This is a genomic window from Paenarthrobacter sp. NPDC056912, from assembly GCF_042786555.1.
Taxonomy (GTDB): Bacteria; Actinomycetota; Actinomycetes; order Actinomycetales; family Micrococcaceae; genus Arthrobacter.
Genome location: NZ_JBHUCD010000031.1, coordinates 1 through 24,763, shown reverse-complemented (window position 1 = coordinate 24,763; position 24,763 = coordinate 1). Strand labels below are relative to the sequence as shown.

The 24,763-nt window shown below is 63.8% G+C and carries 20 protein-coding genes; 7 read left to right on the top strand and 13 right to left on the bottom strand.

Annotated features, from left to right (window positions below):
- Window positions 1–42 precede the first annotated feature (42 nt).
- Both ACFRJ9_RS23155 and dut read right to left on the bottom strand, forming a co-directional pair.
- Complete coding sequence (locus ACFRJ9_RS23155) at window positions 43–789, bottom strand: DUF3710 domain-containing protein (protein ID WP_377673066.1); 747 nt, start codon at window positions 787–789, stop codon at window positions 43–45.
- A gap of 119 nt (window positions 790–908) precedes the next feature.
- Complete coding sequence (gene dut, locus ACFRJ9_RS23150) at window positions 909–1,424, bottom strand: dUTP diphosphatase (protein WP_377673062.1); 516 nt, start codon at window positions 1,422–1,424, stop codon at window positions 909–911.
- A 104-nt stretch (window positions 1,425–1,528) separates the two neighbouring features.
- Here dut and ACFRJ9_RS23145 point away from each other — a divergent pair, with 104 nt between their 5' ends.
- Window positions 1,529–2,026 (top strand): DUF3093 domain-containing protein, encoded by a 498-nt coding sequence (locus ACFRJ9_RS23145; protein WP_377673060.1) that lies wholly within the window; start codon window positions 1,529–1,531, stop codon window positions 2,024–2,026.
- Window positions 2,027–2,042: 16 nt separating this feature from the next.
- Here the strand turns inward: ACFRJ9_RS23145 and ACFRJ9_RS23140 are convergent, their stop codons facing one another.
- The gene (locus ACFRJ9_RS23140) at window positions 2,043–2,345 is read right to left on the bottom strand and encodes a DUF4193 domain-containing protein (RefSeq protein ID WP_377673057.1); all 303 of its coding nucleotides are present in this window, start codon (window positions 2,343–2,345) and stop codon (window positions 2,043–2,045) included.
- 291 nt (window positions 2,346–2,636) lie between these two features.
- On the opposite strand from ACFRJ9_RS23140, the gene sepH reads away from it, so the two are divergent.
- A complete protein-coding gene (gene sepH / locus ACFRJ9_RS23135; RefSeq protein ID WP_377673055.1) occupies window positions 2,637–3,977 on the top strand; it encodes a septation protein SepH in 1,341 nt (446 codons plus the stop codon).
- A 10-nt stretch (window positions 3,978–3,987) separates the two neighbouring features.
- Here sepH and ACFRJ9_RS23130 read toward each other — a convergent pair whose 3' ends face one another.
- From ACFRJ9_RS23130 to ACFRJ9_RS23115, 4 genes are read right to left on the bottom strand one after another with little or no spacing between them, the layout of a single operon-like run.
- Window positions 3,988–4,698, bottom strand: coding sequence for a thymidine kinase (locus tag ACFRJ9_RS23130; protein WP_377673052.1), 711 nt, complete (start codon window positions 4,696–4,698; stop codon window positions 3,988–3,990).
- Complete coding sequence (locus tag ACFRJ9_RS23125; protein ID WP_377673049.1) at window positions 4,691–5,920, bottom strand: alkaline phosphatase family protein; 1,230 nt, start codon at window positions 5,918–5,920, stop codon at window positions 4,691–4,693. The genes ACFRJ9_RS23130 and ACFRJ9_RS23125 overlap by 8 nt, the downstream gene beginning before the upstream one ends.
- Window positions 5,917–6,642, bottom strand: coding sequence for a DUF5998 family protein (locus ACFRJ9_RS23120; RefSeq protein ID WP_377673046.1), 726 nt, complete (start codon window positions 6,640–6,642; stop codon window positions 5,917–5,919). Before ACFRJ9_RS23120 ends, ACFRJ9_RS23125 begins: the two co-directional genes overlap by 4 nt.
- Before the next feature lie 57 nt (window positions 6,643–6,699).
- On the bottom strand, window positions 6,700–9,387 hold the full coding sequence (locus ACFRJ9_RS23115; protein WP_377673045.1) for a GNAT family N-acetyltransferase: 2,688 nt from the start codon (window positions 9,385–9,387) through the stop codon (window positions 6,700–6,702).
- A gap of 55 nt (window positions 9,388–9,442) precedes the next feature.
- Between ACFRJ9_RS23115 and ACFRJ9_RS23110 the strand changes: the two genes are divergently transcribed.
- Window positions 9,443–11,959, top strand: a complete 2,517-nt coding sequence (locus ACFRJ9_RS23110) for a DNA topoisomerase (ATP-hydrolyzing) subunit A (RefSeq protein WP_377673044.1) — start codon at window positions 9,443–9,445, stop codon at window positions 11,957–11,959.
- A 70-nt stretch (window positions 11,960–12,029) separates the two neighbouring features.
- Here ACFRJ9_RS23110 and ACFRJ9_RS23105 read toward each other — a convergent pair whose 3' ends face one another.
- Window positions 12,030–12,413 carry a VOC family protein gene (locus ACFRJ9_RS23105; protein ID WP_377673041.1) on the bottom strand — a complete coding sequence of 128 codons (384 nt, stop codon included), beginning with the start codon at window positions 12,411–12,413 and terminating at the stop codon, window positions 12,030–12,032.
- Window positions 12,414–12,542: 129 nt separating this feature from the next.
- On the opposite strand from ACFRJ9_RS23105, the gene ACFRJ9_RS23100 reads away from it, so the two are divergent.
- Window positions 12,543–13,061 carry a DinB family protein gene (locus tag ACFRJ9_RS23100; RefSeq protein ID WP_377673038.1) on the top strand — a complete coding sequence of 173 codons (519 nt, stop codon included), beginning with the start codon at window positions 12,543–12,545 and terminating at the stop codon, window positions 13,059–13,061.
- Window positions 13,062–13,071: 10 nt separating this feature from the next.
- Here ACFRJ9_RS23100 and ACFRJ9_RS23095 read toward each other — a convergent pair whose 3' ends face one another.
- From ACFRJ9_RS23095 to ACFRJ9_RS23080, 4 genes are read right to left on the bottom strand one after another with little or no spacing between them, the layout of a single operon-like run.
- Entirely contained in the window at window positions 13,072–14,082 is a 1,011-nt protein-coding gene (locus ACFRJ9_RS23095) for a GNAT family N-acetyltransferase (protein WP_377673035.1), read from the bottom strand.
- 9 nt (window positions 14,083–14,091) lie between these two features.
- Window positions 14,092–17,523: a thiol reductant ABC exporter subunit CydD gene (gene cydD / locus ACFRJ9_RS23090; RefSeq protein WP_377673033.1), complete on the bottom strand. Its 3,432-nt coding sequence runs from the start codon at window positions 17,521–17,523 to the stop codon at window positions 14,092–14,094.
- 7 nt (window positions 17,524–17,530) lie between these two features.
- Window positions 17,531–18,625 carry a cytochrome d ubiquinol oxidase subunit II gene (gene cydB / locus ACFRJ9_RS23085; RefSeq protein WP_377673031.1) on the bottom strand — a complete coding sequence of 365 codons (1,095 nt, stop codon included), beginning with the start codon at window positions 18,623–18,625 and terminating at the stop codon, window positions 17,531–17,533.
- Between the two features lie 19 nt (window positions 18,626–18,644).
- The gene (locus ACFRJ9_RS23080) at window positions 18,645–20,243 is read right to left on the bottom strand and encodes a cytochrome ubiquinol oxidase subunit I (protein WP_377673029.1); all 1,599 of its coding nucleotides are present in this window, start codon (window positions 20,241–20,243) and stop codon (window positions 18,645–18,647) included.
- Between the two features lie 280 nt (window positions 20,244–20,523).
- On the opposite strand from ACFRJ9_RS23080, the gene ACFRJ9_RS23075 reads away from it, so the two are divergent.
- Complete coding sequence (locus ACFRJ9_RS23075) at window positions 20,524–20,910, top strand: BlaI/MecI/CopY family transcriptional regulator (RefSeq protein WP_011774471.1); 387 nt, start codon at window positions 20,524–20,526, stop codon at window positions 20,908–20,910.
- A 5-nt stretch (window positions 20,911–20,915) separates the two neighbouring features.
- On the top strand, window positions 20,916–21,902 hold the full coding sequence (locus tag ACFRJ9_RS23070) for a M56 family metallopeptidase (RefSeq protein WP_377673027.1): 987 nt from the start codon (window positions 20,916–20,918) through the stop codon (window positions 21,900–21,902).
- A gap of 14 nt (window positions 21,903–21,916) precedes the next feature.
- Here ACFRJ9_RS23070 and ACFRJ9_RS23065 read toward each other — a convergent pair whose 3' ends face one another.
- Window positions 21,917–24,025, bottom strand: a complete 2,109-nt coding sequence (locus ACFRJ9_RS23065; protein WP_377673025.1) for a type IIA DNA topoisomerase subunit B — start codon at window positions 24,023–24,025, stop codon at window positions 21,917–21,919.
- A 257-nt stretch (window positions 24,026–24,282) separates the two neighbouring features.
- On the opposite strand from ACFRJ9_RS23065, the gene ACFRJ9_RS23060 reads away from it, so the two are divergent.
- Window positions 24,283–24,504, top strand: coding sequence for a hypothetical protein (locus ACFRJ9_RS23060; protein ID WP_377673023.1), 222 nt, complete (start codon window positions 24,283–24,285; stop codon window positions 24,502–24,504).
- Window positions 24,505–24,763: the final 259 nt, after the last annotated feature.

Genomic DNA, 24,763 nt, shown 5'->3' with positions numbered 1-24,763 from the left:
TGCCCCGAGGACCCTGGGACCCGTTCGCAGCGGTCCGGAGAATCAGCCAATCTGGGTGATCTCCGGCCCTCGTTCCGGCTGTTCCATGGCAGGTTCGCCGCGGGGAGCTCCGGACTGTCCGGGCACTGCGGCGTCCTTGGGAAGGCGCAATTGCAGGAGTTCGCGGGGCGGCATGGGGTTGTCACCGCGGACAACCACCACGCGGCGGAAGAGTTCTTCAAGTGCTGCCGCCGCGTCGCGATCCAGGGCGGCTTCGCCTCCGAGCACACCACGGAGGAACCACCGGGGTCCGTCGACGCCCATGAAGCGGGCGGCGCGGAAGCCGCGGTTGCCATCAGCAGCTTCGGCGGGCAGTTTTGCCACCAATTCCGGACCGAAGCCACCGGAGATCTCCTCGGTTTCTCCGCCCTGGCTCGCTACAGACTCACTGATCTGCTCACGGATTTCATCCCAAAGGCCCTCAGAGCGGGGTGCAGCGAAAGCCTGGAGCTGCAAGCTGGAGCCCGCGAGGTCCATGGTCACGGCCACCACTCGCTGGGTGGCTTCTTCCACCTCAAGCCGCAACTGCAGGCCTTCCGCGGGAGCGATCAGCAGAGCACCGAGGTCAACATAGCCGTCGCGGTCCTCGATCTCGTCGATGTCCAAGGGGCCCTTGCCGAGCCGGAAGTCACCTTTGGTGCCGGTGTTGCCTGTGCCGGAATTTTCAGCACCGGCAACGTCGGATTCCTCGACGGTGCCGGCAGTCTCCGGCCGCTCGGCCTTGGACTTCTTACCGCGCCCAAAAAGCATTGGGTTTTCTCCTTAGTAGTGGTCTATCCCCAAGTAAACCGCAACCACGGTAAACCACGTTAAACCGAGCCAATGCGGCAAGTGTCGGTCTCGGTGGCACGCCGGGTTCAGTAGATTGTTCAGGCCTTCGATACGTTGAAACCGCCAGTGGAACCGAAGCCGCCCGTACCGCGAACGGAGTCGGACAGTTGGTCAACGGTAACGAACCTCGCGTGCTCGACGCGCTGAATAACCATTTGTGCAATTCTATCGCCGCGCTTGAGCTCAAGGGCATGGTCCTTGTCAGTGTTCAGCAGGGTAACGGCAATTTCGCCGCGGTATCCGGCGTCCACCGTTCCGGGGGCATTGACGACGGTCAGTCCATGCTTGGTGGCCAGGCCCGAACGGGGGTGGATGAGCGCCACAAACCCGTACGGCAGCGCGATGGAAACACCAGTGGGAACCAACTTCCTTTCACCAGGGGCGAGATGCACGTCCACGCGGGCACGAAGATCAGCGCCGGCGTCGCCAGGGTGTGCGTAGGAGGGGGCTTCCAGTCCGTCGTCGAGCATTTTCAGCTGAACGTCCAAAGTGGGGGCGCCATCAACAGCGGTGGTCTCGGCGTTTGTACTGAATACTGCGGTTTCGTTGCTCACAGTGGTCCATTCTACGTGGACCGGCGGTCCCCGGCAGAAGCCGGCCCAAGCCCATGGTGCACCCCGGGCGCAAGGTGCACTCCACGGCCCGATAAGCTGGACCCATGCCTACGCCTGACCCTTCCGCTCCTGTGCCTGCCCGGAACACCCCCTCAGCCTCCGAGGTCCTTTATACGGAGAAGCTGTGGCCCTCAGTGTGGATCTGGATTGTGGTGGTAGGCCTTTCAGGTGCCGGCATTTTGATGTTTGGACCGATCAGTCCTGCCACGGGCATCATCGCCGCGCTTGTCCTTCTTGCCATCATGACCACCATGCTGGTGCTGTCCACGCCCACCATCACGGTGACGGCAGACACCCTGCGCATAGGCCGGGCAAGTATCGATCGCAAGTTCGTTGGCGATGTCGAGGCGTTCACCAAGGCAGAGGCGACAGCCGAACGCGGCCCCCGCCTCAACGGCCTTGCCTATATGTGCTTCCGGGGATGGATCGACCCCGTGGTGAAGATCGAAATTACCGACCCCGCCGACCGCACCCCGTACTGGCTGGCGTCATCCCGCCGGCCGGACGCACTGGTCTCAGCCTTGGTCGCCGAGCAACGCTGAAGTCCGGGCGAGGCGACTACAGGCCTTCGCACTCCGTGCAGTACAGGTGCCCGTTCCGTTCCACGGCAATCTGGGACCTGTGCTTGACCAGGAAACAGTTGAAACAAGTGAACTCGTCTGCCTGCGCAGGCATGACCTGAATCAGGAGCTCTTCTCCGGAAAGATCCGCTCCCGGCAGCTCAAAGCCCTCGGCAAGCTCGGTCTCATCAACGTCCACCGCTGAGGATTGCTTCCCCGACTGGCGCGTCTTGAGTTCCTCCAGGGAATCCTCGCTGACGTCTTCCTCGGTCTTTCGAGGGGCATCGTAATCCGTGGCCATGGTCCTTCTTCATCCTCCATAACTGCTTCGGGTGGGATCCCGGCCTGACACGGAACATTCCCGCGGCCGGTGTATGGGTGCAACGCCGGACGCCCCGGATTTGTGCCCGATATCGGCCAGATTGTCCTCCCACCACCAGCAAAAGTCCATAGTCCGGCTCTTGTGCCGGATAAGCGCCGAATTCGGCCTGTTTCGCCGGAATATCACGGCACGCCCTTTGTCCTAGTAGGAAAAGGCCCGGACGGGTGGCAGAGTTTCGAATGTCAGTTATGCCATGTGGTGGAGGGTGTTATGCAGGATCTACGACTGGTAGGCGTCCACGACGACGGCGGGCATCTGCTTCTGAGCGGTCCCGGCGGTGCGATGTTCCAGCTTCCGATCGACGAAGCCCTGCGGGCTGCGGCGAGCCGGACCCCGGCCCAGGTGGCCGCGCGTGCCTCGAACACACCCATTGCAATGTCCCCCAGGGACATCCAGGCCAGGATCCGAAGCGGATCCACAGCCGCAGAAGTGGCGGAATTGTCTGGCCTTCCCCTTGGCAACGTCCAGCGCTACGAGGGCCCGGTCCTGGCAGAGCGCGAGTATGTCGCCCGGCAAGCACGCGCCATCGAAGTTGCCGCGCCCGCTCCGGGGCACGACGTCTTCCGCTCCGTTTTCGGCGACAACCCGGCTACCCTCGGCGAGATGGTGGCCCATCGGCTTTCTGCCCACGGCATTGATTCCTCAACGGTTGATTGGGACTCGTGGCGTCGATCTGACGGTACTTGGACGGTCGTCGCGCGCTTTGAAACACTGCCCGGAGCACACGGAAGCATCGGCGAGGAGCCTCCCGCCATGTGGACTTTCAGTCCGCAGCGGAAGTCCTTGCAGAACGCCAACCGCTGGGCCCAGCAACTCAGTGAACTCGAACCCCTTGACGGGCCGGTCCCGGCACGCAGGCTCGCTGCCGTAACGGACCGTCCTTTCGACTTTGAGACCGATTCGGAGTCGGCTGCGCGTGCCTCCGCCAAGGAATCAGACAGTCTTTTGGAGATGCTCCGTTCCCGCAGGGGTCAGCGCCTCGGTGTTGACGAGGACGGCGACGACGCATTGGCCGTCCTGCTCAGCAACGTTCCGGCAGCTCATCCGCGGCCCGCAGACGACGAAGACCAGGCAGCCGATGACGCCGCGAGCCCCGAACCCGACGTCAGCGAACCAGTGGCTACCGAACCAGTCCGCAAGGACGGCCGCCCTTCGATGCTTTCGCGGCTGAGTTTGGCCCCGCGGCACTTCGATTCGGATGACGACTCTGATGATTCGCTGAAGCTCCACAACGGAGTCAGCACGGAGACGCGTGAAATAACCGTGGTGGCCAGTCCGCTCCGGCCAGTGACGCCGCTGGCCGGACGAAAGCCCGCCGGTCTCGATGAACTGCTGGGTGGTGGCGCCAACGCCGAGCCCCGGACCGGCAGCGATTCCTCCCGCGAAGAGTCCGTGCCTGAGAGCATCAGGGTTGAGCGCCTCCCGGCTGACGCCAAGGAGACCGTTGAGCACAAGGACGCTGATGCTCCGGCGGAGCGCCAACCGTCCAGGCCCAAGCGGTCCAGCATCCCCAGCTGGGACGAGATCGTTTTCGGAGCACGCGGGGACTAAACCTTTTCGGTCAGGCTTCGGCGCCTTGCCGGAGCCCCCCGGCCCCTGCCCACAGGCAAGCGTCCATGTCGAAGGGAAGGGGCTGGTCCCCGCCCGCCATCAGGTTGGCTCCATGGGCAGTAACCCGGCGCATATAGTGACGCCGGCAAAGAGTCTCGTAACCAACCACCGGTGCGTCGTCTGTGGCCTGGTGGGCGACGTCGCCCACCATCACCTGGTCGCCTTCAACCACCATGATGCCGTTGACTGTGCGCGCATTCTGGGTTGCCCGGCGTCCGCACCAGCACAGGGCCTCGACCTGCAGCACCTGGACTTTGTCTGCGAGCTCAATGAGCCGCTGGGAACCGGGGAACAGCCTGGTCCGGAAGTCGGACGTGATCCCGAACGCGAACACGTCCACGCCCATCTCGTCCACCACCCGGGCCAGTTGCTCAACCTGGGACGGTGAGTAGAACTGCGCTTCATCGCAGATGAGGTAGTCCACGCGAAGGCCGCCGGTACGCCGGGCCACAACCTCTTCCCAGAAATCAGTGCCCTCGCCCACCTCGACTGCGTCCGTCTGCAAACCCAGCCTGCTGGAGATTGTGGAGTCCCCGGCGCGGTCGTTGCAGCTGAAACGCACACCGCCACGCCCGCGGGCGCGGTGGTTATGGTCCATTTGAAGGGCCAGCGTCGACTTCCCGCAGTCCATGGTTCCGGAGAAGAAGACCAGTTCAGCCACGTTTGCCCTTCTTGCCGGCGGCCGGGAAGCACAGCAGCGGTACCTCGCGCTCAGCCTTGGTGAGGGAACCGTGCTGGCCCACCACCTCCATCGCCGCCGGACGCACCCTCCGGGTGTCGTAGAGTGCCAAAGTGTCGCGGGCTGCGATCATGACATCCCCGATCCTGGGTGCGACCTCGGGGCGGACGGGGCCGAATAGCCCGGCTTCCGTTGCCTGGTCACGGGTAAAGATCCATATTCGTTCGCCAAAACGCTGCCGCCAAGCATTGATCAGTGCATCCCGCTGGGAATCGGTTGTGTCCGGCTCGAGGTAAAGATGGACCATGCGCGGTTCGCCGGCGGTATGCCGGACGCCGGCCACCAATGATTCATCAGCTGAATAGTCGATGCGCTGGGACTCGGGGATATCGAGCATCCCGTGGTCGCCGGTCAGCAGGATGGTGGTGCCAACCGGCAGCGTGGCAGAGAGCCTCTTGACGGTGGAGTCGAGTTCTTCGAGCTGGTGTTCCCAGCGGTCCGATTGACAGCCGTAGCGGTGGCCCGCCTTGTCCAACTCGTTGGCGTAGAAGTACATGAGGGTTCGCCGGCCTCCGGACATTGCCTCCGCGGCGGCCGACGTGCGCGCATGAAGGGTTGTGCCGCCCACAAAGCGGCTGCCCCTGAGGGCAGCTTGGGTCATGGGGGAATCCCCGAACTGCGGCAGGCTGACCGTCACAACGTCCAACTCCCCCGCTACTCGCTCAAAGATGGTGGGGTGCGGCTGCCACACGGCCGGATCCACGTGGGCATCCCAGTTCCCCAGGAGATTCACCACTTTGTCCTGGGCAGGGTCCAGGACGTCGTAGCCCACCATGCCGTGCTGCCCTGCCGGGAGACCTGTGCCCAGGCTCGCGAGGGAAGCAGCCGTGGTACTCGGAAAGGCGGCGTCGATCCACTGCGGAACCTGGCCCTGCCCGGCGGCTACCACCGACCGGAGGAAGGGCGTGTGGGAAGCCTTCTGCTTGAGGAGGTTGCGGCCCAGGCCATCGGCAAGGACAACGCAAACGCGCTTCGTTGAGGGCAGTTGGAGCTGATTCGCGAAACCGGGAAGTCCGAGTGCCGCCGCAGCGCTCGTAAACACTTCGGCTATGGACTTGCTCCCAAAAAGCGGAGGCGACGGAAGGTCCGTGCCTGGCCTTGCCGCCGAAGTCGCGCTTACGTAATTCTGTGCGGAATCACTCAACGCTGGTGTCCGCGGCTCAAGCGGTTGCTGAAGACGCCCGATCGAGGCCGGGGAGCAGGGATACTGGCGTGCTGGACGGGCGCAGGGTTGCCCGTGTTGACCGCGCGCAGGGCACGGGCGAAAACCTTGGCGTCCTGCACCGCTTGAAGACCGTCAGCTTCGGCGCTGATACGCAAGACGATGTCCTCCTGGGCGATGGTTCCGCTGTAGCCATGGTCGGCCTCGCACTGCGGGTCACCGCAACTTGCCGGGCCCATGTCCAGGCGCTGTCCGCCGGACCACGCGATGGAGACAGTCAACTCCCGGACAGGATCGGAAGACTTGTAGTCCTGCGGCTGGGAGTACATATAGCTGAGCACCACCGAGCGGATCTGTGCCACCGGGACGGACTCCGTGGAGATCTGCGCGACGATCTGCTCGCCGGCTTCATCCAATTGCTGGTCGTCAACATGGGTGATCACCAGCATGTCTTCGGTAAGAACCAGAACTGTGATGTGCCTGCGAACCTCGGCACGGTCAAAGTGTGTTTCCAGGTGCACCAAGTGCGACAGGCACTCGCGGCCGTCCAGGGCGTCATCTACGACGTCGGCCACCAACCGCGGGTAGAACCCTGCCTGCTGCAGCGCCTGGTCAAGGCTCTGTCCCTGCGAGCTGTGATTATGTGCGGTGTGGTGCCCGGTGTTGGACGGGCGGGATTGAGGCGTCGGAGACTGGGTGCTCATTCCCCCATTTTCACAGATCGGCTGGTGACTTCCTAACTGCCTGCCAGCTCCCTGTGGCTAACCCCGCATCGCGCGGCGGGCGCTGTCCGTACGCTGCGCTGCATTGCCGATCCACACGTCTGCGCCCAGGATTGCCGCTCCCGCGGGGCCGGCCAGAACGGGATTGAACTCCACCAGGGCTATTCCCGGGTGGTCATCCTTGAGCTTGGCGAGCCGGGCCACGATGTCCTCGAGGGCAGCCACATCCACAGCCGGAAGTCCCTGGTACCCGAAGAGCTTCCTGGAAGCACGCGGCGAACGGATGACATCATGCAGGTCCGTTCCTGACAGTGGCGGCACGCGGTGCGCCCAGTCATCCAAGAGGTTTACGGCGTCCCCGGCCAAACCGAACGAGACAACCGGCCCCAACAGCGGATCTTCCATGGCACGCAAGGAGCAGGCTTGTCCGACCGGGGCCATTGTTTGAACCTCGAGGGACGGAGAACCGTACGGCTCGAGGGCTCGGCGCATTTGGGCGATGTTCTGCAACAGCGACTCCGCGTCCTGGATGTCCAGCCGGACGCCGCCCAGGTCCAAACGGTGCCGCAACGCAGGATCCGTAGTCTTCAGGACAACAGGCCAGCCGACCTCTGCGGCCGCCTGCACAGCCTCGCCGGGTGTCCCGAATCCGAGTGCGGGCACCACCTCGATGCCGTAGCCGGCCAGCAGCGCTGCGGCAGCACCGGCGTCGAGCTTTCTGAGTTTTTCGCCGGTGACGCCGGAAAGCATCGCGGCCAAGGCCTCCCTGGTGCCGTCCACGTCGCAGCCGTCGGGCTCAACGAAGAGTCCTTGGTCCCGGTCCCTCCACTGGGCATAGCGGACGATCGAGGCCAGCGCAGCCACGGCGGCACCGGCATTGGAGTAGCAGGGCAGCAGGGGTTTTCCAGTGGAACCCACCATGCCCTCCACATGGACGGAGGGATCAAGGATTCCAGTGAAGGCGGCAACCACAGGCTTGCCGGCCTCGGCAGCGCATTCCGCGAGGACACCGGCCAAGGCCTCAACCGTGAGCCCCCGGGCAGGGAGGAGGGCGGCCACGACGGCGTGGACGGATTCAGCTGCAAGGCTTTCCTGCAGGCTGGCCTTAAGAGCGGGAAGCGCAAGTGACATCCCGGCGTCGAGGTCCACGTCCGTGACCAGTCGGGCCACGTCCAATCCGAGCGGTGCGGCGCTGTCTGCCACGACTTTGGCGAGGGCGACGGAATTGGAATAGACGGCCAGGCCCGGTCCTGTGGGCAGTGCCTGCGACGACACGATTTGGGCAATGTCCATCAACTGTTCGATGGTCTCAACGCGGATCACGCCGGCCTGGCGCATCATGGCGTCCACTGCCGCAGAAGGCGCCTGCGTGGTCCGGACCTCGTGCCCCGGCGGCAGGCTGAGGCCGGTAACGTCGGATTTGGCAACGATAACGGGCTTGCTCCGCGACAACCGACGGGCGAGGCGGGAGAACTTGCGGGGGTTGCCGATTGACTCCAGGTAGAGGCCTACGGCAGAAGTATCGGCATCGTCCTCCCAATACTGCATGGCGTCATTGCCGGAGATGTCTGCACGGTTGCCGGCGGAGAGGAACGAGGACAAGCCCAGCCTCCGGCGGCTCGCCGCAGCGTAGACAGCGACGCCGACGGCTGCCGACTGGCTGAACAGGCCCAAACTCCCCCGCGGCGGCATGGTGGGCGCCAAGGACGCGTTCAGCGACACTGCCGGGTGCGTGTTCAGGATCCCCAGCGATTCCGGGCCGATGACCCGCATTCCGTTAGCCCTGGCCCGACGCACCAGCTCGTGCTGGCGCAACAGGCCGCGTTCGCCGTCGTCGGCAAAGCCGGCGGTGGCCACCACGATCCCTTTGACCCCAAAAGCGGCGCAATCGTCCACCACCTTGGGCACTTCCTCGTAGGGCACAGCGATGATGGCCAACTGCACGGGGCCAGGTATTTCGGACAACCGCGCGAAGGAGATCATGCCGGCGAGTTCGAAGGCCTCGGGATTGACGGCGTAGACCGGGCCCGTGAAGCCGCCCTCAATGATGTGCTCCAGCAGTTGGTAGCCGATGGTTCCCCACTTCCGGCTCGCGCCGATCACCGCCACGGACGACGGCCACAAGAGGTCCCGCACGCTGCGCGCCTCGGCTCGGTGCTCACGTGACTCCATGACGGCGCGTGATTTCTCCGTGGGGTCGATGTTGAACTCGACGCTCACTACGCCGTCGTCGAATTGCCGGGTGAGATCGTAACCGGCGTCGGCGAAAACCATGAGCATCTTGCGGTTTTCCGGCAGAACCTCGGCAGTGAAGCGCCGGATACCGTTTTCGCGGGCGGCCACGGCCAGGTGTTCAAGGAGGATCGAGCCGATACCCCGGCCTTGGTGGGCGTCCGAAATGTTGAAGGCGACCTCGGCCTCGTCCGGGTCCTCAAGCCGGTCGTAGCGGCCGATGCCCATGATCTCGCCGCCGATGGTGATGACAAACGCCACCCGGTTGATGTGGTCAACCTCCGTGAAGCGCCGGACTTCCTTGCCCGAGAGCTTTGGCTTGAAGGAGAAGAACCTCATATAGATGGAGGCTTGCGACTGGCCCGCGTGGAAAGCCTGCAAAGCGTCGGCATCCTCTGGCCGGATGGGACGAAGGTGGGCGGTTCCGCCGTCGCGCAGGACGACATCGGCCTCCCAATATTCCGGATAAATGCCGACGCCGGGCTGATCCACCATAGGCTTAGCCTAGCTAAAACATCCGCAGTACAACTTTCAAGGATTCACCGACCCCATGGCCCGCAGCCAAACTCCCGCACGCAAGGGCGAGCCCCTCGGCGATTTCACCGAGAACATCGTCGATATTGATGTCACTTCCGAGATGGAAGGCTCCTTCCTGGAGTATGCCTACTCGGTGATCTATTCGCGTGCCCTCCCGGACGCACGCGACGGCCTGAAGCCCGTTCAACGGCGCATCCTGTACATGATGGCCGACATGGGCCTGCGCCCTGACCGCGGCCATGTCAAGAGCGCCCGCGTGGTGGGCGAAGTCATGGGCAAGCTCCACCCGCACGGTGACGCCGCGATCTACGACGCCATGGTCCGGATGGCCCAGGACTTTTCGCTTCGCCTGCCCCTGATCGACGGCCACGGCAACTTCGGTTCGCTCGACGACGGCCCGGCAGCACCGCGGTACACCGAAGCCCGCCTCGCTGCCGCTGCACTGACCATGACCGACCACCTCGACGAAGACGTAGTGGACTTCGTCCCCAACTACGACAACCAGTTGACGCAGCCCGAAGTCCTTCCGGCCGCTTTCCCCAACTTGCTGGTCAACGGCACCACGGGCATCGCGGTCGGCATGGCCACCAACATGGCTCCGCACAACCTGGTCGAAGTCATCGCCGCGGCGCGCCACCTGATCGCCAACCCTGACGCCACGTTGGACGAGATCATGAGGTTCATTCCCGGGCCGGACCTTCCCACGGGCGGCCGGATTGTGGGCCTGGACGGAATCCGTGACGCCTACGCCACGGGCCGGGGATCCTTCAAAACCCGCGCCAAGGTTGAGGTCGAACAGCTTTCCGCACGCCGTACCGGCCTGGTGGTCACGGAGCTCCCCTACATGGTGGGCCCGGAAAAGGTCATCGAGAAGATCAAGGACGCCGTCAACGCCAAGAAGCTGACCGGCATCAGCGACGTCGTGGACCTGACAGACCGCAACCATGGACTGCGGCTTGTCATCGAGTTGAAGAACGGCTTCAATCCCAACGCCGTCCTGCAGCAGTTGTACCGATACTCCCCCATGGAAGATTCCTTCGGCATCAACAACGTCACGCTGGTGGATGGCCAGCCGCAGACCCTTGGCCTGCTGCAGCTGCTGCAGGTCTATGTGGCGCACCGGCTGAACGTGGTGCGCCGACGCACGTCGTTCCGCCTGGGCAAGAAGAAGGACCGCCTGCACCTGGTGGAAGGCCTGTTGATCGCGATCGTCGACATCGACGAGGTCATCCAGATCATCCGTTCGTCCGACGAAGCCTCGGCGGCGCGTGAGCGGCTCATGTCCATCTACGACCTCACCGAAATCCAGGCCAACTACATCCTGGAACTTCGGCTGAGGCAGCTGACCAAGTACTCCCGCCTTGAGCTGGAGAAGGAACAGGACGAGCTCCGCCGCGAAATTGAGGCATTGGAGGCCATCCTGGCGTCGGATGAACTGCTCCGTGACCTGGTCTCCGGGGAGCTCGCCGCGATTGCCGAAAAGTACGGCACTCCCCGACGCACGGTACTGCTCGAATCCGAGGCCGTCTCCCCCACAGTGGCCGCTGCCCTCGCGGCCGCCGCTCCCGGTCCCAAGGGCAAGGCAGCCGCGCTGCCGCTGGAGATTCCGGACGACCCCTGCTGGGCGCTGTTGAGCGTTTCCGGCCAGATCGCCAGGACGTCAAACCAGGAGCCGCTGGCCGAATCGGGGCCACGCACCAAGCACGATGTCTTCCGCTCGGTGGTGAAGACCACCGCGCGCGGTGAAATCGGTGCGGTCACGTCCCAGGGGCGCATGCTCCGCCTGCAGGTGATGGATATGCCGGTCCTGCCTCCGGTTTCCGGACTCCCCAACCTGGCCGGCGGAGTGCCTGCCAAGGACTTCATCACCCTGGTCAAGGGAGAGACACTGGTCGCCTTCGTCCCCTTGGATGCCATTCTGGCCATCGGCACCGTTCAGGGAGTGGTGAAGCGCGTTCAACCGGAGTACCCGCTGAACCGCGAAGACTGGGAGATCATCGCCCTCAAGGACAAGGACTCGGTGCTCGCCGTGGAGCCGGCACAAGAGGACGACGTCGACCTCGTCTTCGTGACCAAAGAGGCGCAATTGCTTCGGTTCAGCGCGTCCAACGTCCGCCCGCAGGGACGGACAGCAGGCGGAATGGCCGGGATCAAGCTGGCTGCCGGCGACGAAGTCATCCACTTTGGTACCGTCCGCGCGAACGATCCTGCCGCCGTCGTGGTGACTATTGCCGGCACCAACGGCGCGCTGCCGGGCACGGCACCGGGAACCGCGAAGGTGACTGCGTTCGAGGAGTACCCCGCCAAGGGCCGGGCCACCGGCGGCGTCCGTGTCCACCGTTTCCTCAAGGGTGAAGACACACTTCTGTTGGCCTGGGCAGGGCACGGACCGGCAAAGGCTTCATCCGCGGCTGGCGTGGCAAGGGGCCTGCCGCACGAGCACGGGCGCAGGGACGGCTCCGGCGTGCCATTGTCGCAACCCGTGGAAGCCATCGGCCCGAGCATGGCATGGGCTGAGCCCGCAGAGTAGGCACAGCAACGGCCGGCGGTAGGGACCGCCGGCCGTTGTTGCTGTCGTGGCGTAGGAGCCACTCCATGGGCTAGCCGCTTTGGTTGAGGCTCAGAATGTTTCCTTCAGTATCAAGGAACCACGCTGCGGCGCTCCCGTCCGGCATCGTAGCGACGCCGTTCTCTGTCTTCAGCCCGGGGAAGTCATAGTCTTCGAACGTGACTCCCTTGTCCCGCAATTCCGCCACCGTGGCAGCGACATCGCTGACCATCCAACCCATCTGCGTATTCTTGGCAGTCCCCGCATTGGGTGTTTGGTACAGGAAGAATCCGGTTCCATCGCCGCACCTGTATTGGAGGTTGTCGTCGTCGTCCGGATTTTCGGGTTCCAGTCCGAGCTTTTCGCTGTAGTACGCGCGGGCCCGGGCTATGTCCTGTGCCGGTAGGACGGCACCAACCTGCTGATCCTTGAGCATGATTTTCTCTTTCCGGCTCTCCCCCCGGAACGAACTTTACTCTTGGGCGGGCAGGTAAGTAATTGGAAAACGACACCACATTTCATGGCCTGCGAAGGTGTCCGGGGCGGATCGGCCTAGACTGGCCGCATGCCGATCATCCCTGATGAAAAAGACTGGACCTGGGTGCTCTCAGAGCCCTGCCCCGAATGCGGTTTCGACGCCGCCACGGTGACTCCTTCAACGGTGCCGGGCACCGTTGTGAACATGCTCCCGCGATGGCGGGCCGTCATGCGCCGCGAGGATGTTGCCACGCGTCCCAACGAACACACGTGGTCCAACCTGGAGTACGCCTGCCACGTCCGCGACGTCTTCAGCCTCTTCGACCAGCGCCTGAATCTGATGTTGACCGAAGACGACGCCACGTTCGCCAATTGGGATCAGGACCAAGCTGCCATCGATGGCGAGTACGCTTCGGCGGATCCAAGAACGGTTGCCGACGAACTGGAAGCGGAGGGCAAGGAGATTGCCGAGTCGTTTGCCCGGGTGGTGGAGGATGACTGGCAGCGCACCGGAACGCGCAGCAACGGATCCTCGTTTACCGTCCTCACGTTCTCCCAGTACTTCCTGCACGATGTGGTCCACCACCTGCACGACGTAGACGGCTAGGACCGCTGTCCTACAGCATTTTCTCCCACGTCATGCTGCGGTTCACCGGCGTGTAGCCCATGCCGAGGTAGAGTTCCAGCGCCCCGGTGGGGTTCGCCGAATCCACGTCAAGGGATGCCACGTCCATGCCGGCGTCGAGGTACCGACGCATGGCGTCGGCCAGCAGCGCTTGGGCGATCCCCCGGCCCCGGTATGCCCGGCGAACCCCCAGGAGCTCGGTGTAGCCCTCCTTGAAACCGCGGTCCGCAGCGGAGTCGGGATCGAAGCTGGTCAGTTGGTATCCGGCAATCTCCCCTGTGGCGTTGTCGATGACTACCGCGCTGAGATCGTGCCGCCCCGTGGGCTCTTCAATGGTAAAGCGCCACGACTCCTCGTCCCTCGGCTCGCTTCCCCAGTGGTCCCTGAACGCATCGTTGTGGGCCAGGCGCACCGGCTCAAACAGTGAAGGCTCCAGCGTTCTCAGTTCGAGCCCTGCACCGAGTGGAGCGTCAGGCAGCACCGTGGACAGGGGCCGGTGCATCTCGTTGAACCATCGAACCGCGCCGTAGCCGTGCCCCATCAGGAGGGTGGCCTGGTGTTCATGCTGTTCTTCTGTCTGGATCCGGAGGCGGGGCGGTGCCGCAGTGTGTCCGGCAGCCTCATCAGCTTCGAATCGTTGCCGGACCTGTCCTTCCTGCCACACCAGGACAGCGGAGCCTATTCCGCGTAGCTGCCACTCCGGGTCGACGCAGGCCATGCCGGTGGCTTTGTCCCCTTCGGGATTCTTGGTGATGCGTCCGTAGGCGCGAGCAACGCCGCCTGCATCCAATCCCAGGAGCGTGCTTGTCGCCGCAGGGTTCTTGGTGGACTCCAGGATGTGGATCAGGTCACCGCGCTTCTCGTACCAGACGGGATGTTCGACCGCGGCAGTGCGGGCGATCAGCCCGGCCCAGTTATCGAGGTCCTCCAGGGTGGCCGCCCGCCACTGAAGGCCGGTCATGGTGACATCGGGCATGGCATGGCTTGCGGCTTCGAAAGGCATGCCAACAGGCTACTGAGGAGTAGCCCTTCCCACCAGCTCCGCCGCACCCGTGATTCGTTTCCCGGCCGCGTGGGCAGCCGGTAGCTCAAGCCGCGCGTCAGAAGGATCGATGTCCTCCGGATTGTGGGTGACGAGGACAACGGTGACGTCCTTGAGTCCCCCGCGAAGGATGGCCATCATTTCCCGTGCCGATCCTGCGTCCAAATGGGCGGTTGGTTCGTCCAGCAGCAGCACGGAAGCACCTGTCAGGAGGGTCCGGGCCATGGCGAGCCGCTGCCGCTCGCCACCGCTGAGGAAGGAGCCAGCGGCTCCGATCCGGGCATCAAGTCCACCGGGCAAAGATTCAACCAAGGCTTCAAGGCCGACGTCGGCCAGCGCCTTGTGCATGTCGTCCTCGCTGGGCTTCTCCCCCGCGGGCCGGCTCAGCAAGAGGTTTCCCCGGATAGTGGAGTCGAACAGGTGTGCCTCCTGGGGGCACCACGCTGCTGTGCCGGTCAGTGTGGCCGTTCCTTCCGTCAGTGGGAGAAACCCAAGGAGGACGGAAAGAAGCGTCGACTTTCCTGCTCCCGAAGGTCCGGTCACGGCGAGCCAACGGCCGGGTTTGGCTGCTGCATTCAACCCTTCGAAAACATTGGGGCCTCCGGGCCATGCTGCAGCGGCGCCGGTCAACTCCAGTCCCGCTGTGCCGGGACGGTCCGGGAGCGGCCGCGGGCCGCCGTCGAGGTCGTCCTGGTGATTCGTCGGGGCAGGGGCGTCCAAAGCACCGGAGGCTGCCACCCGTCCCAGGACGGCGGCGAGCGCCGGGGCCTGGCGCACCGCGGACACGATACCGCCAAAGGGTTCCACGAGTGCGAGCAGCATCAGGACGATGACTGCTGCGAGTTCCGGGGCCGCGCCTCCGTTGAGCACGGAGGGTGCGCTGAGGACTCCGGCCCATAGTGCCGCCAGGGAGCAGCCGAGGACGATCACGGCTTGGCCCAGACCCTCAGCCCATGCCGAGCGCTGGGCTGACAATGTGGCGGCTCGGTCTTTGGCACGCAGTGTGTCCAGGACGGGGCCACCTACGCCATTGGCGCTCAGTTCCGCGCGGGCATCGAGGGCGGATGCGACTCCGCGAAGTACCACCGAGCGCATCTGCTGTTCGGCTTTGGCTGCGTTGCGGTCAGCCAACACGGCCAGCAGTGGAGCGACGGCCAGCCCTATGACTGAGGCGATTGCTACTGCGGGAAGCGCAGCCGGCAGCACCATCGACGTGGCGACGATGGCCGCCGCCCCGACGCCCACTGCAGTTAGCGGAGGAAGTGCCACCCGGGGCATCAGGTCCCGCAGCGTGTCAACGTCATCGACAATGGTTCCCAGGACATTTCCGCCCTGGAGCAGACGCCGTAGGGAGAGGGCCCGGCGGCTCAGTGTTGCCCACAGAGCGCCGCGGAGACGGGTCATCGCGGAGAACACGGCGTCGTGGGTGAGCAGCCGTTCGCAATACCGCAGCACGGCCCTGCCGATGCCGAAGAAGCGGACACCAACAATGGCGCCCAGCAAGTAGAGGATCGGCGGCTGTTCGCTGGCCCTGATGATGAGCCAACCGGACAACCCGGACAGGGCTACGGCGAATAGTGCAGCCAGGACTGCGACCACCCCGGCGGCGGCGAACTTCCAGCGGACAGGTGTCAGTACTTGCAGCAACCGTTTCAGGCTGCCGGCGCTATTCCCGGAATCGAGGATTTCGGGAACCGCCGCGGGGCCGTTCCCGGAATCGTTCGCCGGGACCACAGGAGCCCGGTCTTCCGCAGCGCTGCGCAGCGGGCGCACTGCACTGTCTTCAGGGGCTGCGAGGGCTGTGTGGGCGTGCTGGTGGCCGACGGCGACTACGTGGTCGGCGAGCGCTCGGGTAGCGGCGTCGTGGGCCACGAGGATCACGGTGGTGGAGCCTCGGAGGGATTCGATGGCAGCCCGGATCACGCTGGCGGAGTAGTGGTCCAGATGCGCCGTGGGCTCGTCCAAGAGCAGTAGTGTTGCACCGGCTTCCAGGCGGGCCAGTCCCCTGGCCAACGCTACGCGCCGCAATTCCCCGGGGCTCAGTTCAGCGGGATGCTTGGCCGCCAGGTGGCCTGCTGAGGCTTTCTCCAGGACGCGCGCTACAGCGTCGGCGGTGTTGCTGTTCGGGGCGCCATGGAGATAGAGCTCGATCTCCTGCTGGACTGTGTCGGCTGCCATCACGGGATGCTGCGGCACCCACGCCACAGTCCCTGGCGCCGCGCCATTGATGTTCCCACTGACAGTGGCCCCCGGCCCTTGCCCCACAAGGCCGGCGAGGACGCCCAGGACCGTGCTCTTGCCGGTGCCGCTGTCGCCGTCGAGCGCTGTAATGCTCCCTGGTGCGGCGGTGAAGTCGAGCGGTCCGACGGCGGCCGCGGACCTTGCGCGGTACGTCACCGTCAACCCTTTGACCACGACGTCGCCCGGAACAGCGCCGCTTTGTTCATTGGTGTGGCGTTGGTGGGCCGGCGCTTCCAGCACAGTATTGGTGGTTTCGAGTGCTGCCCTGCCGTCGTCGCTGGCGTGGTGGGCGGTGCCGAGTTCCCGGAGTGGCAAGTAGCAGTCCGGTGCGAGGATCAGGGCGAGGAGACCGGCTTCGAGGGCCATGTCCCCTGCCACCAGCCGGACGCCGATAAAGACGGCAACCACGGCAACTGAGATGGTTGCGATCAGTTCCAGCGCAAGTGCCGACAGGAAGGCGGTTCGCAGTGTGCCCATGGTCCGGGTGCGGTACTGCTCGGAAATATCCTCCAGGGCCGCGCGTTGTTCAGTGGCCCTGCCGAGTCCCACCAATACCGGCAGCCCCTTGGCAAGTTCAAGGATATGGCCGGACAGTTTGCGCAGGGTCGTCTGCGCGTCCCGGACGCTGTCCTCGGTATGCCGTCCTATCAAGACCATGAACAAAGGCACCAAGGGCACCGTCAGCACTATCACTACTGCACTCACCCAGTCGGCGAACAGAATCCGGGCACCGATCAACAACGGCACGGTAACGCAGTTCACCAAAGCGGGGAGGTACTGGGTGTAGTAGTCGTCCAACGCATCCAGGCCTCGTGTCGCCAGGACCGCCAGGCCGCCGTCGTTCATTCCCGCGGGCGGGGCTGAGGCGCCGTCGGCCATCGAGCGCTGCAGCAGCCTTGCGCGGAGTTCCTCTTTGACTCCCAGGGCAGCGCGCCGCGAGGCGATCCCCTGCCCCCATACTGTCAAAGACCTGAGGACCGCCCCTGCAGCGCCCCACAGAATCCCTGTGTTCCAGTCACCCGTTCCGGATGCAAGTCCCGCCAGCATTCCCGCCACGGCTTGCGCCATGAGCACCAGGGAGAGTGCTTTGAGTGCAGAGAGCAGGCCAATCGCATAGAGCGCTGAGCGTGTGGCCGGCCCGGCTGGAAACACTGGTTTCATCGTGCGCCTAGGCTCCTGGGTGGGACGGGTCTTGGGGCTTGCTTGCTGCGCCCTGTTCCTTGGAGACCAGGACCTTGGCGGCAATCGCAGGAAGGAAGCCATGGGCTTCGGGGATCTGGGCCGCGCTGACCCGACGCCGGAACACCCAGTATGTCCAGGACTGGTAGGCGATCACCAAGGGCAGCCCTATTGCGGCGACAATGCTCATCAGCCCCAGGGTGTAGTCCGAGGACGAGGCGTTGGAGATTGTCAGGTTGAAGGCGGGATCGATCGTGGACGGAATGACCACGGGGAAGGCCGCACCGAAAATGGAGGCCGTGGCACACACGATGAAGGCGCCGAGGGCTCCGAAGGCGCGGCCCTCGGACCCTGCGCGGGCCAACTGCCAGGCCAATGCGACGGCGACGACTCCGGCCGCCACCAGCGCCCAGGTCCAGGCCTTCCCGCTAAGGAGCTGTACTGCCACCATCCAGCCGAACATGGGCAGGACCGCAACCGGCACCAGTCGAACGAACCAGCGGCGGGCACGGTGCCGCACATCGCCGTCGGTTTTCAACGCGAGGAACGCCAAGGCATGAACCATAGCGAATGCCACCACGCCGAACCCGCCCAGAAGCGCGTAGCCGCTGAACCATGACATGGGTCCGCCGATGCGGTCTCCGTTGGAGTTCAGGGGCAGGCCGGTGGTGGTCAGCGCCAAAGCGGCTCCTATGCCGAAGGCGGCAACAAAGGACCCGACGGCGATGGCCCAGTCCCAGCGGTTGCGCCAGCGCTCGGAGTCCACCTTGCCGCGGTACTCGAACGCAACTGCCCGGAAAATCAGCGCAGCAAGCACGCAAAGGAGCGGTAGGTAGAGCGCCGAGAAAAGCGATGCGTACCAGAGGGGGAAGGCAGCGAACGTGGCTCCTGCGGCGGTGAGCAGCCACACTTCATTGCCGTCCCACACCGGGCCGACGGTGTTCAGCAGCACGCGCCGGTCTGTGTTGTTACGGGCGAAGAGCTTCATGAGCATGCCCACACCGAGGTCGAACCCCTCGAGGAAGAGATAACCGGTCCACAAGACGGCGATGGCCACGAACCAGATAGTCGGCAACAGTTCCATTGTCAGTTTTCCCCTGCTTCTAGTAAGCGAACGCCAGGACGTCGTCGCCGGACTTGTCCGGGCCGGCGTCGTCATCGTTGTTCTTGTCGCCGTGGTCCGTGTCCTTGCCGTGGGTCAGTTCTGGCATCGCCGAGGCGACGCCTCCACGGATGTACTTGACCAACAGCTTTACTTCCACCACCAGGAGCAAGGCATAGATGGCTGTCAGGACCACCAGCGACGTCATGAGCTCACCGGCGCTGACGCCCGGGGACACCGCCGCGGCAGTGAACATGAAGACCTGGTCAATGCCGTTCATGTCCGGGTTGGGCGCCACCACGAATGGTTGGCGGCCCATTTCGGTGAAGATCCAGCCAGCAGCATTGGCACCGAAGGGTGCAAGGATTCCAAAGACGGCCAGCCGCATGAGCCATTTCGATTCCGGCACGACGCCCTTACGGGTGACCCAGAGGGCCAACAACGCCGCGAATGCTGCAATGCCACCGAAGCCGATCATCATGCGGAAGCCCCAGTAGGTCACTTCCATGACGGGAACATACTGGATTTCCTGTCCAGCACGGTCGCCGTACAGCGGGTTGTCGGGCAGGTGCGTTCCGTACTTCTCTTTGTACTCGCCAAGGAGGCTGTTGACGCCCTTTACCTCAGTGGTGAAGTCGCCCTTGGCCAGGAAGGAAAGAATGCCGGGCACTTCGATGACCGCCACGATGTCGTCGCAGTTGGTGGCGCCCAGGTTGCCGACGCTGAGGACGGAGAAACCGGTGCCGTCGTGGCAGGCTGCCTCCGCGGCAGCCATCTTCATGGGCTGCTGCTCAAACATGAGCTTGCCTTGCAGGTCGCCAGTGAACGCTGTGCCGGCAAAGGAGACCATGGCTACCACGGCGCCAATCCGCAGGGACCGCATCCAGACGGTGTAATCGGTCTTGTCGCGGCCAGGGACTGCGGCTTCGCCGGGAATCATCTTGCCGTCCGCGCCCACGATGTCAATACCGTCGTGCCGGCGGCGCCACAAGTGGTACCAGGCGATCCCAAGGAGGAAAGCGCCTGCCACACCGAGGGCACCGAAGAGGGTGTGCGGTACGGCAACCATTGCCGTGTTGTTGGTGAACACTGCCCACGCGTCGGTCATGACCGGACGCCCGTCGACCATTTCCACGCCCACGGGGTGCTGCATCCAGGAGTTCGCCACGATGATGAAGTAGGCGGAGAAGACTGAACCGATCACGGCAATCCACAAGCACGCCAGGTGCACGCCACGCTTCAGTTGCTTCCAGCCGAAAATCCACAACCCCAGGAACGTCGATTCCACGAAGAAGGCCAGCAGGGCTTCCAAAGCCAGCGGCGCTCCGAAGACGTCACCGACAAAACGGCTGTACTCACTCCATGCCATTCCGAATTGGAACTCCTGCACGATGCCGGTGGCCACGCCCATGATGAAGTTGATGAGGAACAACTTTCCCCAGAACTTGGTCATGCGCAGGTACTCGGGCTTGCCGGTGCGGTACCAGATGGTCTGAATGATGGCCACCACCAGGCCCAGGCCTATGGTGAGGGGCACCATCATGAAGTGGTAGACGGTAGTGATCCCGAATTGCCAGCGTGCGATTTCCAAGGCGTCCATGGCTGTCCTTTGTCCGGTGGACCGAAGTGCGTTGACCTAACTTCTACGCTACGTAGAAGACTCTTCTCTACACAGTGTAGAACAACTGACGGGCGATCAAGCCCATTCTTCAAGTGGCGCTACACACGCGCAAGGGCTCCGGAAGGAGCGCGGCGCGCCGATAGTTCTACCTGACGTAGAATGAAGAGTTGAAAAGCGGTAAATTAGTGATGGAATGTTGGATCGTCGCTCCCGACAACAGTTCTTCTGAATACGGGAAGCGGAAGGTAGGGACGTATTGATGGCAAGTCTTGGGGAACTGGAACGGGCAGTGATGGACCTGCTCTGGGCAGGCCAGGAAGCTGCAACTGCCAACACGCTGCGTGATCTGCTGGCGCAGGATTCCGAAGCCGGTGACGGCACTGCAGGTCACCAGGGCAAGGATTTGGCAGTGACAACAGTCCTGACCGTGCTCTCGCGCCTGGAAAAGAAAGGCCTTGTGGAGCGTGAACGCGGAACGCGTCCGCACCGCTACCAGGCCGTTTCGAGCCGCGCGGACCACACCGCTGAACTCATGCACGAAGTCCTGGGCTCGGCCCCGGACCGCGAGGCCGTCCTGGCCAGATTCATTGGTTCCGTCACCGAAAGTGAAGCCGCTACCCTGCGCAAACTGCTCGGCTACAATTAGCCACTATGTTCTGGACCTCATACCTGCTTGCGGTCCTGGCATTGATATTGGCTTGGCCGGTCCCCGTTCTGCTCTCGCGCGCTCAGTGGCCGGCCCGTTCGCCATTCACGGCCATGGTCCTCTGGCAGGCCATCGCCTTGGCCGGTGGCTTGTCCATGATCGGGGCCATGCTTGTTTACGGCTTGGAACCAATCGGCGACAACCTCATAGCCGGACTCAAGAGCCTGGCCGGAATGGTGTTCAACAACGAACCCACCACCGCGCTGGGCTTCTGGCATCTCTTTGCCCTGTCCGCGGCTGCCCTCCTCACCGCGCACCTGGTTTTCACCCTGCTGCTGACCTACTACAAAATTGAACGCCAGCGGCGGAGGCACCGGGAATTGCTGGCCCTCCTCGCATCACCCTCCGATGACGGCCCGGGCACGGTGGTTATCAACCACGACTCCCCCGTGGCGTATTGCCTGCCAGGTGGCGCACGCTCGGTAACAGTACTTTCCGACGGCCTGATGGCAGCGCTCGAACCGGCCGAACTCAGGGCCGTGCTGATCCACGAAAACGCGCACCTGTCCCAGCGCCACGACCTCCTGCTGTGGGCCTTCGCGGCCTGGCGCCAAGCCCTGCCCTGGTTTCCCACCACCCGGCTTGCCCAGACGGCCGTGAACTCCCTGATTGAAATGCTGGCCGACGACGTCGCGCTGCGGACCGAAAGCAAGGCCACGCTGATCAAGGCCATCGCCATCGTCGCCAGCGGAACCACCACGCCCGCCCTGGGTGCCCAGGCACTCAACACGGGCGGCGCCGTCGTCGAAGGCACTGCGGTCAGCGCCACCGGCGGCGCAGATTCACCACGGACGACGGCGTCACGCGTGAGCCGCCTGCTCTCACCAAAGCCGCCACTCACCGTCGGCATGCGTGCCTTGGTGCTGGCGGCCTCAGCCCTGCTGTTGGCCGTGCCCACCGCACTCTTGATCGTGCCGGGATTCTTCGGCTAGAGCCGGTCAGTTACCTAGGCGTCGATGCGCTCCCGGTCCAGGGTCGCCGCGCCGGCAATGATGAATTCCTTGCGGGGCGCAACGTCGGAGCCCATGAGGAGGTCGAAAACCTCTTCGGCGCGCTGCGCACTCTCAATGCCCACCTTGCGCAGCGTGCGGTGCCTCGGATCCATGGTGGTTTCAGCCAACTGCTGGGCATCCATCTCGCCCAAGCCCTTGTACCGCTGGATTGGCTCCTTGTAGCGCTTCCCCTCCTTGGCCAGGTTGGCCAGCAGGACGTGGAGTTCGGCTTCGGAGTACGTGTAAATCATCTCGTTGGCCTTCTGGCCGGGATTGATGACCTCCACACGGTGCAACGGCGGTACCGCTGCAAACACGCGCCCTGCCTCGACCATTGGCCTCATGTAACGGAAGAACAGCGTGAGCAGCAGCGTCCGGATGTGCGCGCCGTCAACGTCGGCATCCGTCATCAGGATGACCTTGCCGTACCGTGCGGCATCAATATCAAAACTACGGCCTGAACCTGCCCCTACCACCTGGATCAAGGCCGCGCACTCCGCATTGGAAAGCATGTCACCCACGGAGGCCTTTTGGACGTTGAGGATCTTGCCGCGGATGGGCAACAAAGCCTGGAAATCAGACGAACGCGCCAGCTTGGCAGTTCCGAGCGCTGAGTCACCTTCCACGATGAAGAGTTCCGAGCGTGCGACGTCGTCAGTCCGGCAGTCTGCGAGCTTTGTGGGCATCGACGACGTTTCCAGCGCGTTCTTCCTGCGCTGGGTCTCCTTGTGCACGCGCGCGGAAATACGGGACTTCATTTCGCTGACGATTTTTTCCAGCAGGAGCGCTGACTGGGCTTTGTCGTTGCGGTTGGCGGAACCCAGCCTGGCGGTGATCTCGTTTTCAACCACCTTGGCAACGATTGCGCGAACCGCGGAGGTTCCCAGGATCTCCTTGGTCTGTCCCTCGAACTGCGGCTCGGCCAGACGGACAGTCAAGACGGCCGTCAGCCCCGCGAGGACATCATCCTTTTCGATCTTGTCGTTGCCGGCTTTGAGCTTGCGCGCGTTCGTTTCCACGGCCTTGCGGAAAGTCTTCAGCAGAGCTGCTTCGAAACCTGCCTGGTGCGTACCACCCTTGGGCGTCGCAATAATGTTGACGAAGCTGCGCATAGTCGTCTCGTAGCCAATGCCCCATCGGAGGGCAATGTCCACTTCGCAGTCACGCTCCACCTCGGCGATCTTGCTGTGCCCGTTCTCGTCAAGGACCGGGACGGTTTCCTTGAACTTGCCTGAGCCGTGCAGACGCCAGATGTCCGTCACACCGGAGTCGGCCGCCAGGAAGTCGACGAACTCGGAGATGCCACCGTCGTGGTGGAAGACCTCTTCATGGGCCCCGTTCTCCCCCGGCGTACCGGCCAGCTTGCGTTCGTCACGGACTGTGATCTTCAGGCCGGGAACCAGGAAAGACGTCTGGCGCGCGCGGGAAGCAAGGTCATCGTAGGAGAATTTCGCGTCGGGGGTGAAAATCTGGCGATCCGCCCAATACCGCACACGGGTTCCGGTCACGCCCCGTTTGGCTTTGCCCACGACGTCCAGCACCGAATTCTCAACGAACGGCTCAAACGGCGCGTTGGGTCCAGGCTTCGCGCCGGAATCAATGAATCGGCCCGGCTCGCCGCGGCGGAACGACATCTGGTACGTTTTGCTGCCGCGATCCACCTGAACGTCCAGACGGCTGGAAAGGGCGTTGACCACCGACGCGCCCACGCCATGCAGGCCACCAGAGGCGGTGTAGGAACCTCCGCCGAACTTTCCGCCCGCATGCAGCTTGGTGAAGACGACCTCGACGCCGGACAGTCCCGTTTTGGGCTCGCCGTCCACAGGGATGCCACGGCCGTCGTCGTGGATTTCCACCGAGTTGTCCGCGTGGAGGATCACTTTGATGTCGTGGCCGAACCCGGCCAGTGCCTCATCCACGGAGTTGTCGATGATCTCCCACAGGCAGTGCATGAGGCCACGGGAGTCGGTGGAGCCGATGTACATGCCCGGGCGCTTGCGGACGGCTTCCAGGCCCTCAAGGACAGAAAGATGCCGGGCGTTGTATTCAGAACTCGGTGCCACTCGCGGTGTGCTCCTTCGGGGGTATATCTCAAGGGTGCTTCCCAGCCGTGTATTTGCTGGTAATTCAAGGCAAACACTGCCCATACTAGGCTAGCCGGGGCCGCCTCCAGGCACGGGTTGCCACTCCCGGGAGGCCACATCCTACGTAGTTACGTTACGCACATGTGATACGCGGACAGCGAAAGTGATCCATCCTTGCCATGGTTCTGCTCCGAATACTGGTTATATGGATGTACAGAACTACTAAGGAGGCCGACATGACAACAGCAGTTGCAGACCGCACGCTCAACGCAGCTGACCGGTGCGATCGTTGCGGAGCCCAAGCATACGTCCGCGTTGTACTCGAATCCTCCGGCGGTGAGCTGCTCTTCTGCGGCCACCATGGGCGCGCAGTTGAAGCCACGCTTCGGCCCCTGACTTCGGACTGGCACGATGAGACCGAACGACTCAACGAGAAGGCACCCGTCCCGGTCGACTAGGCAGCAAGTCTGGCCTCACGTCCGGAACACCACCACGTCGAGCACAACAGGGCTCCTCCCCAGCGGGAGGGGCCCTGTTGCGTATGCCGGCATGTTGCAGATGCGGGCTTAGCCACGGGAGCCGAGAAACAGCCCGGTGCCCAAAAGAAGCGGCCCGGTCGGAATTGGCGGTTTCTAGGGGTCGTTGCAACACCTGTTGGTTAGGTGGTTTGTAGTAAATCACGTAAACGCTCGGCTGGGGTTTTCCAGCCGAGCGTTT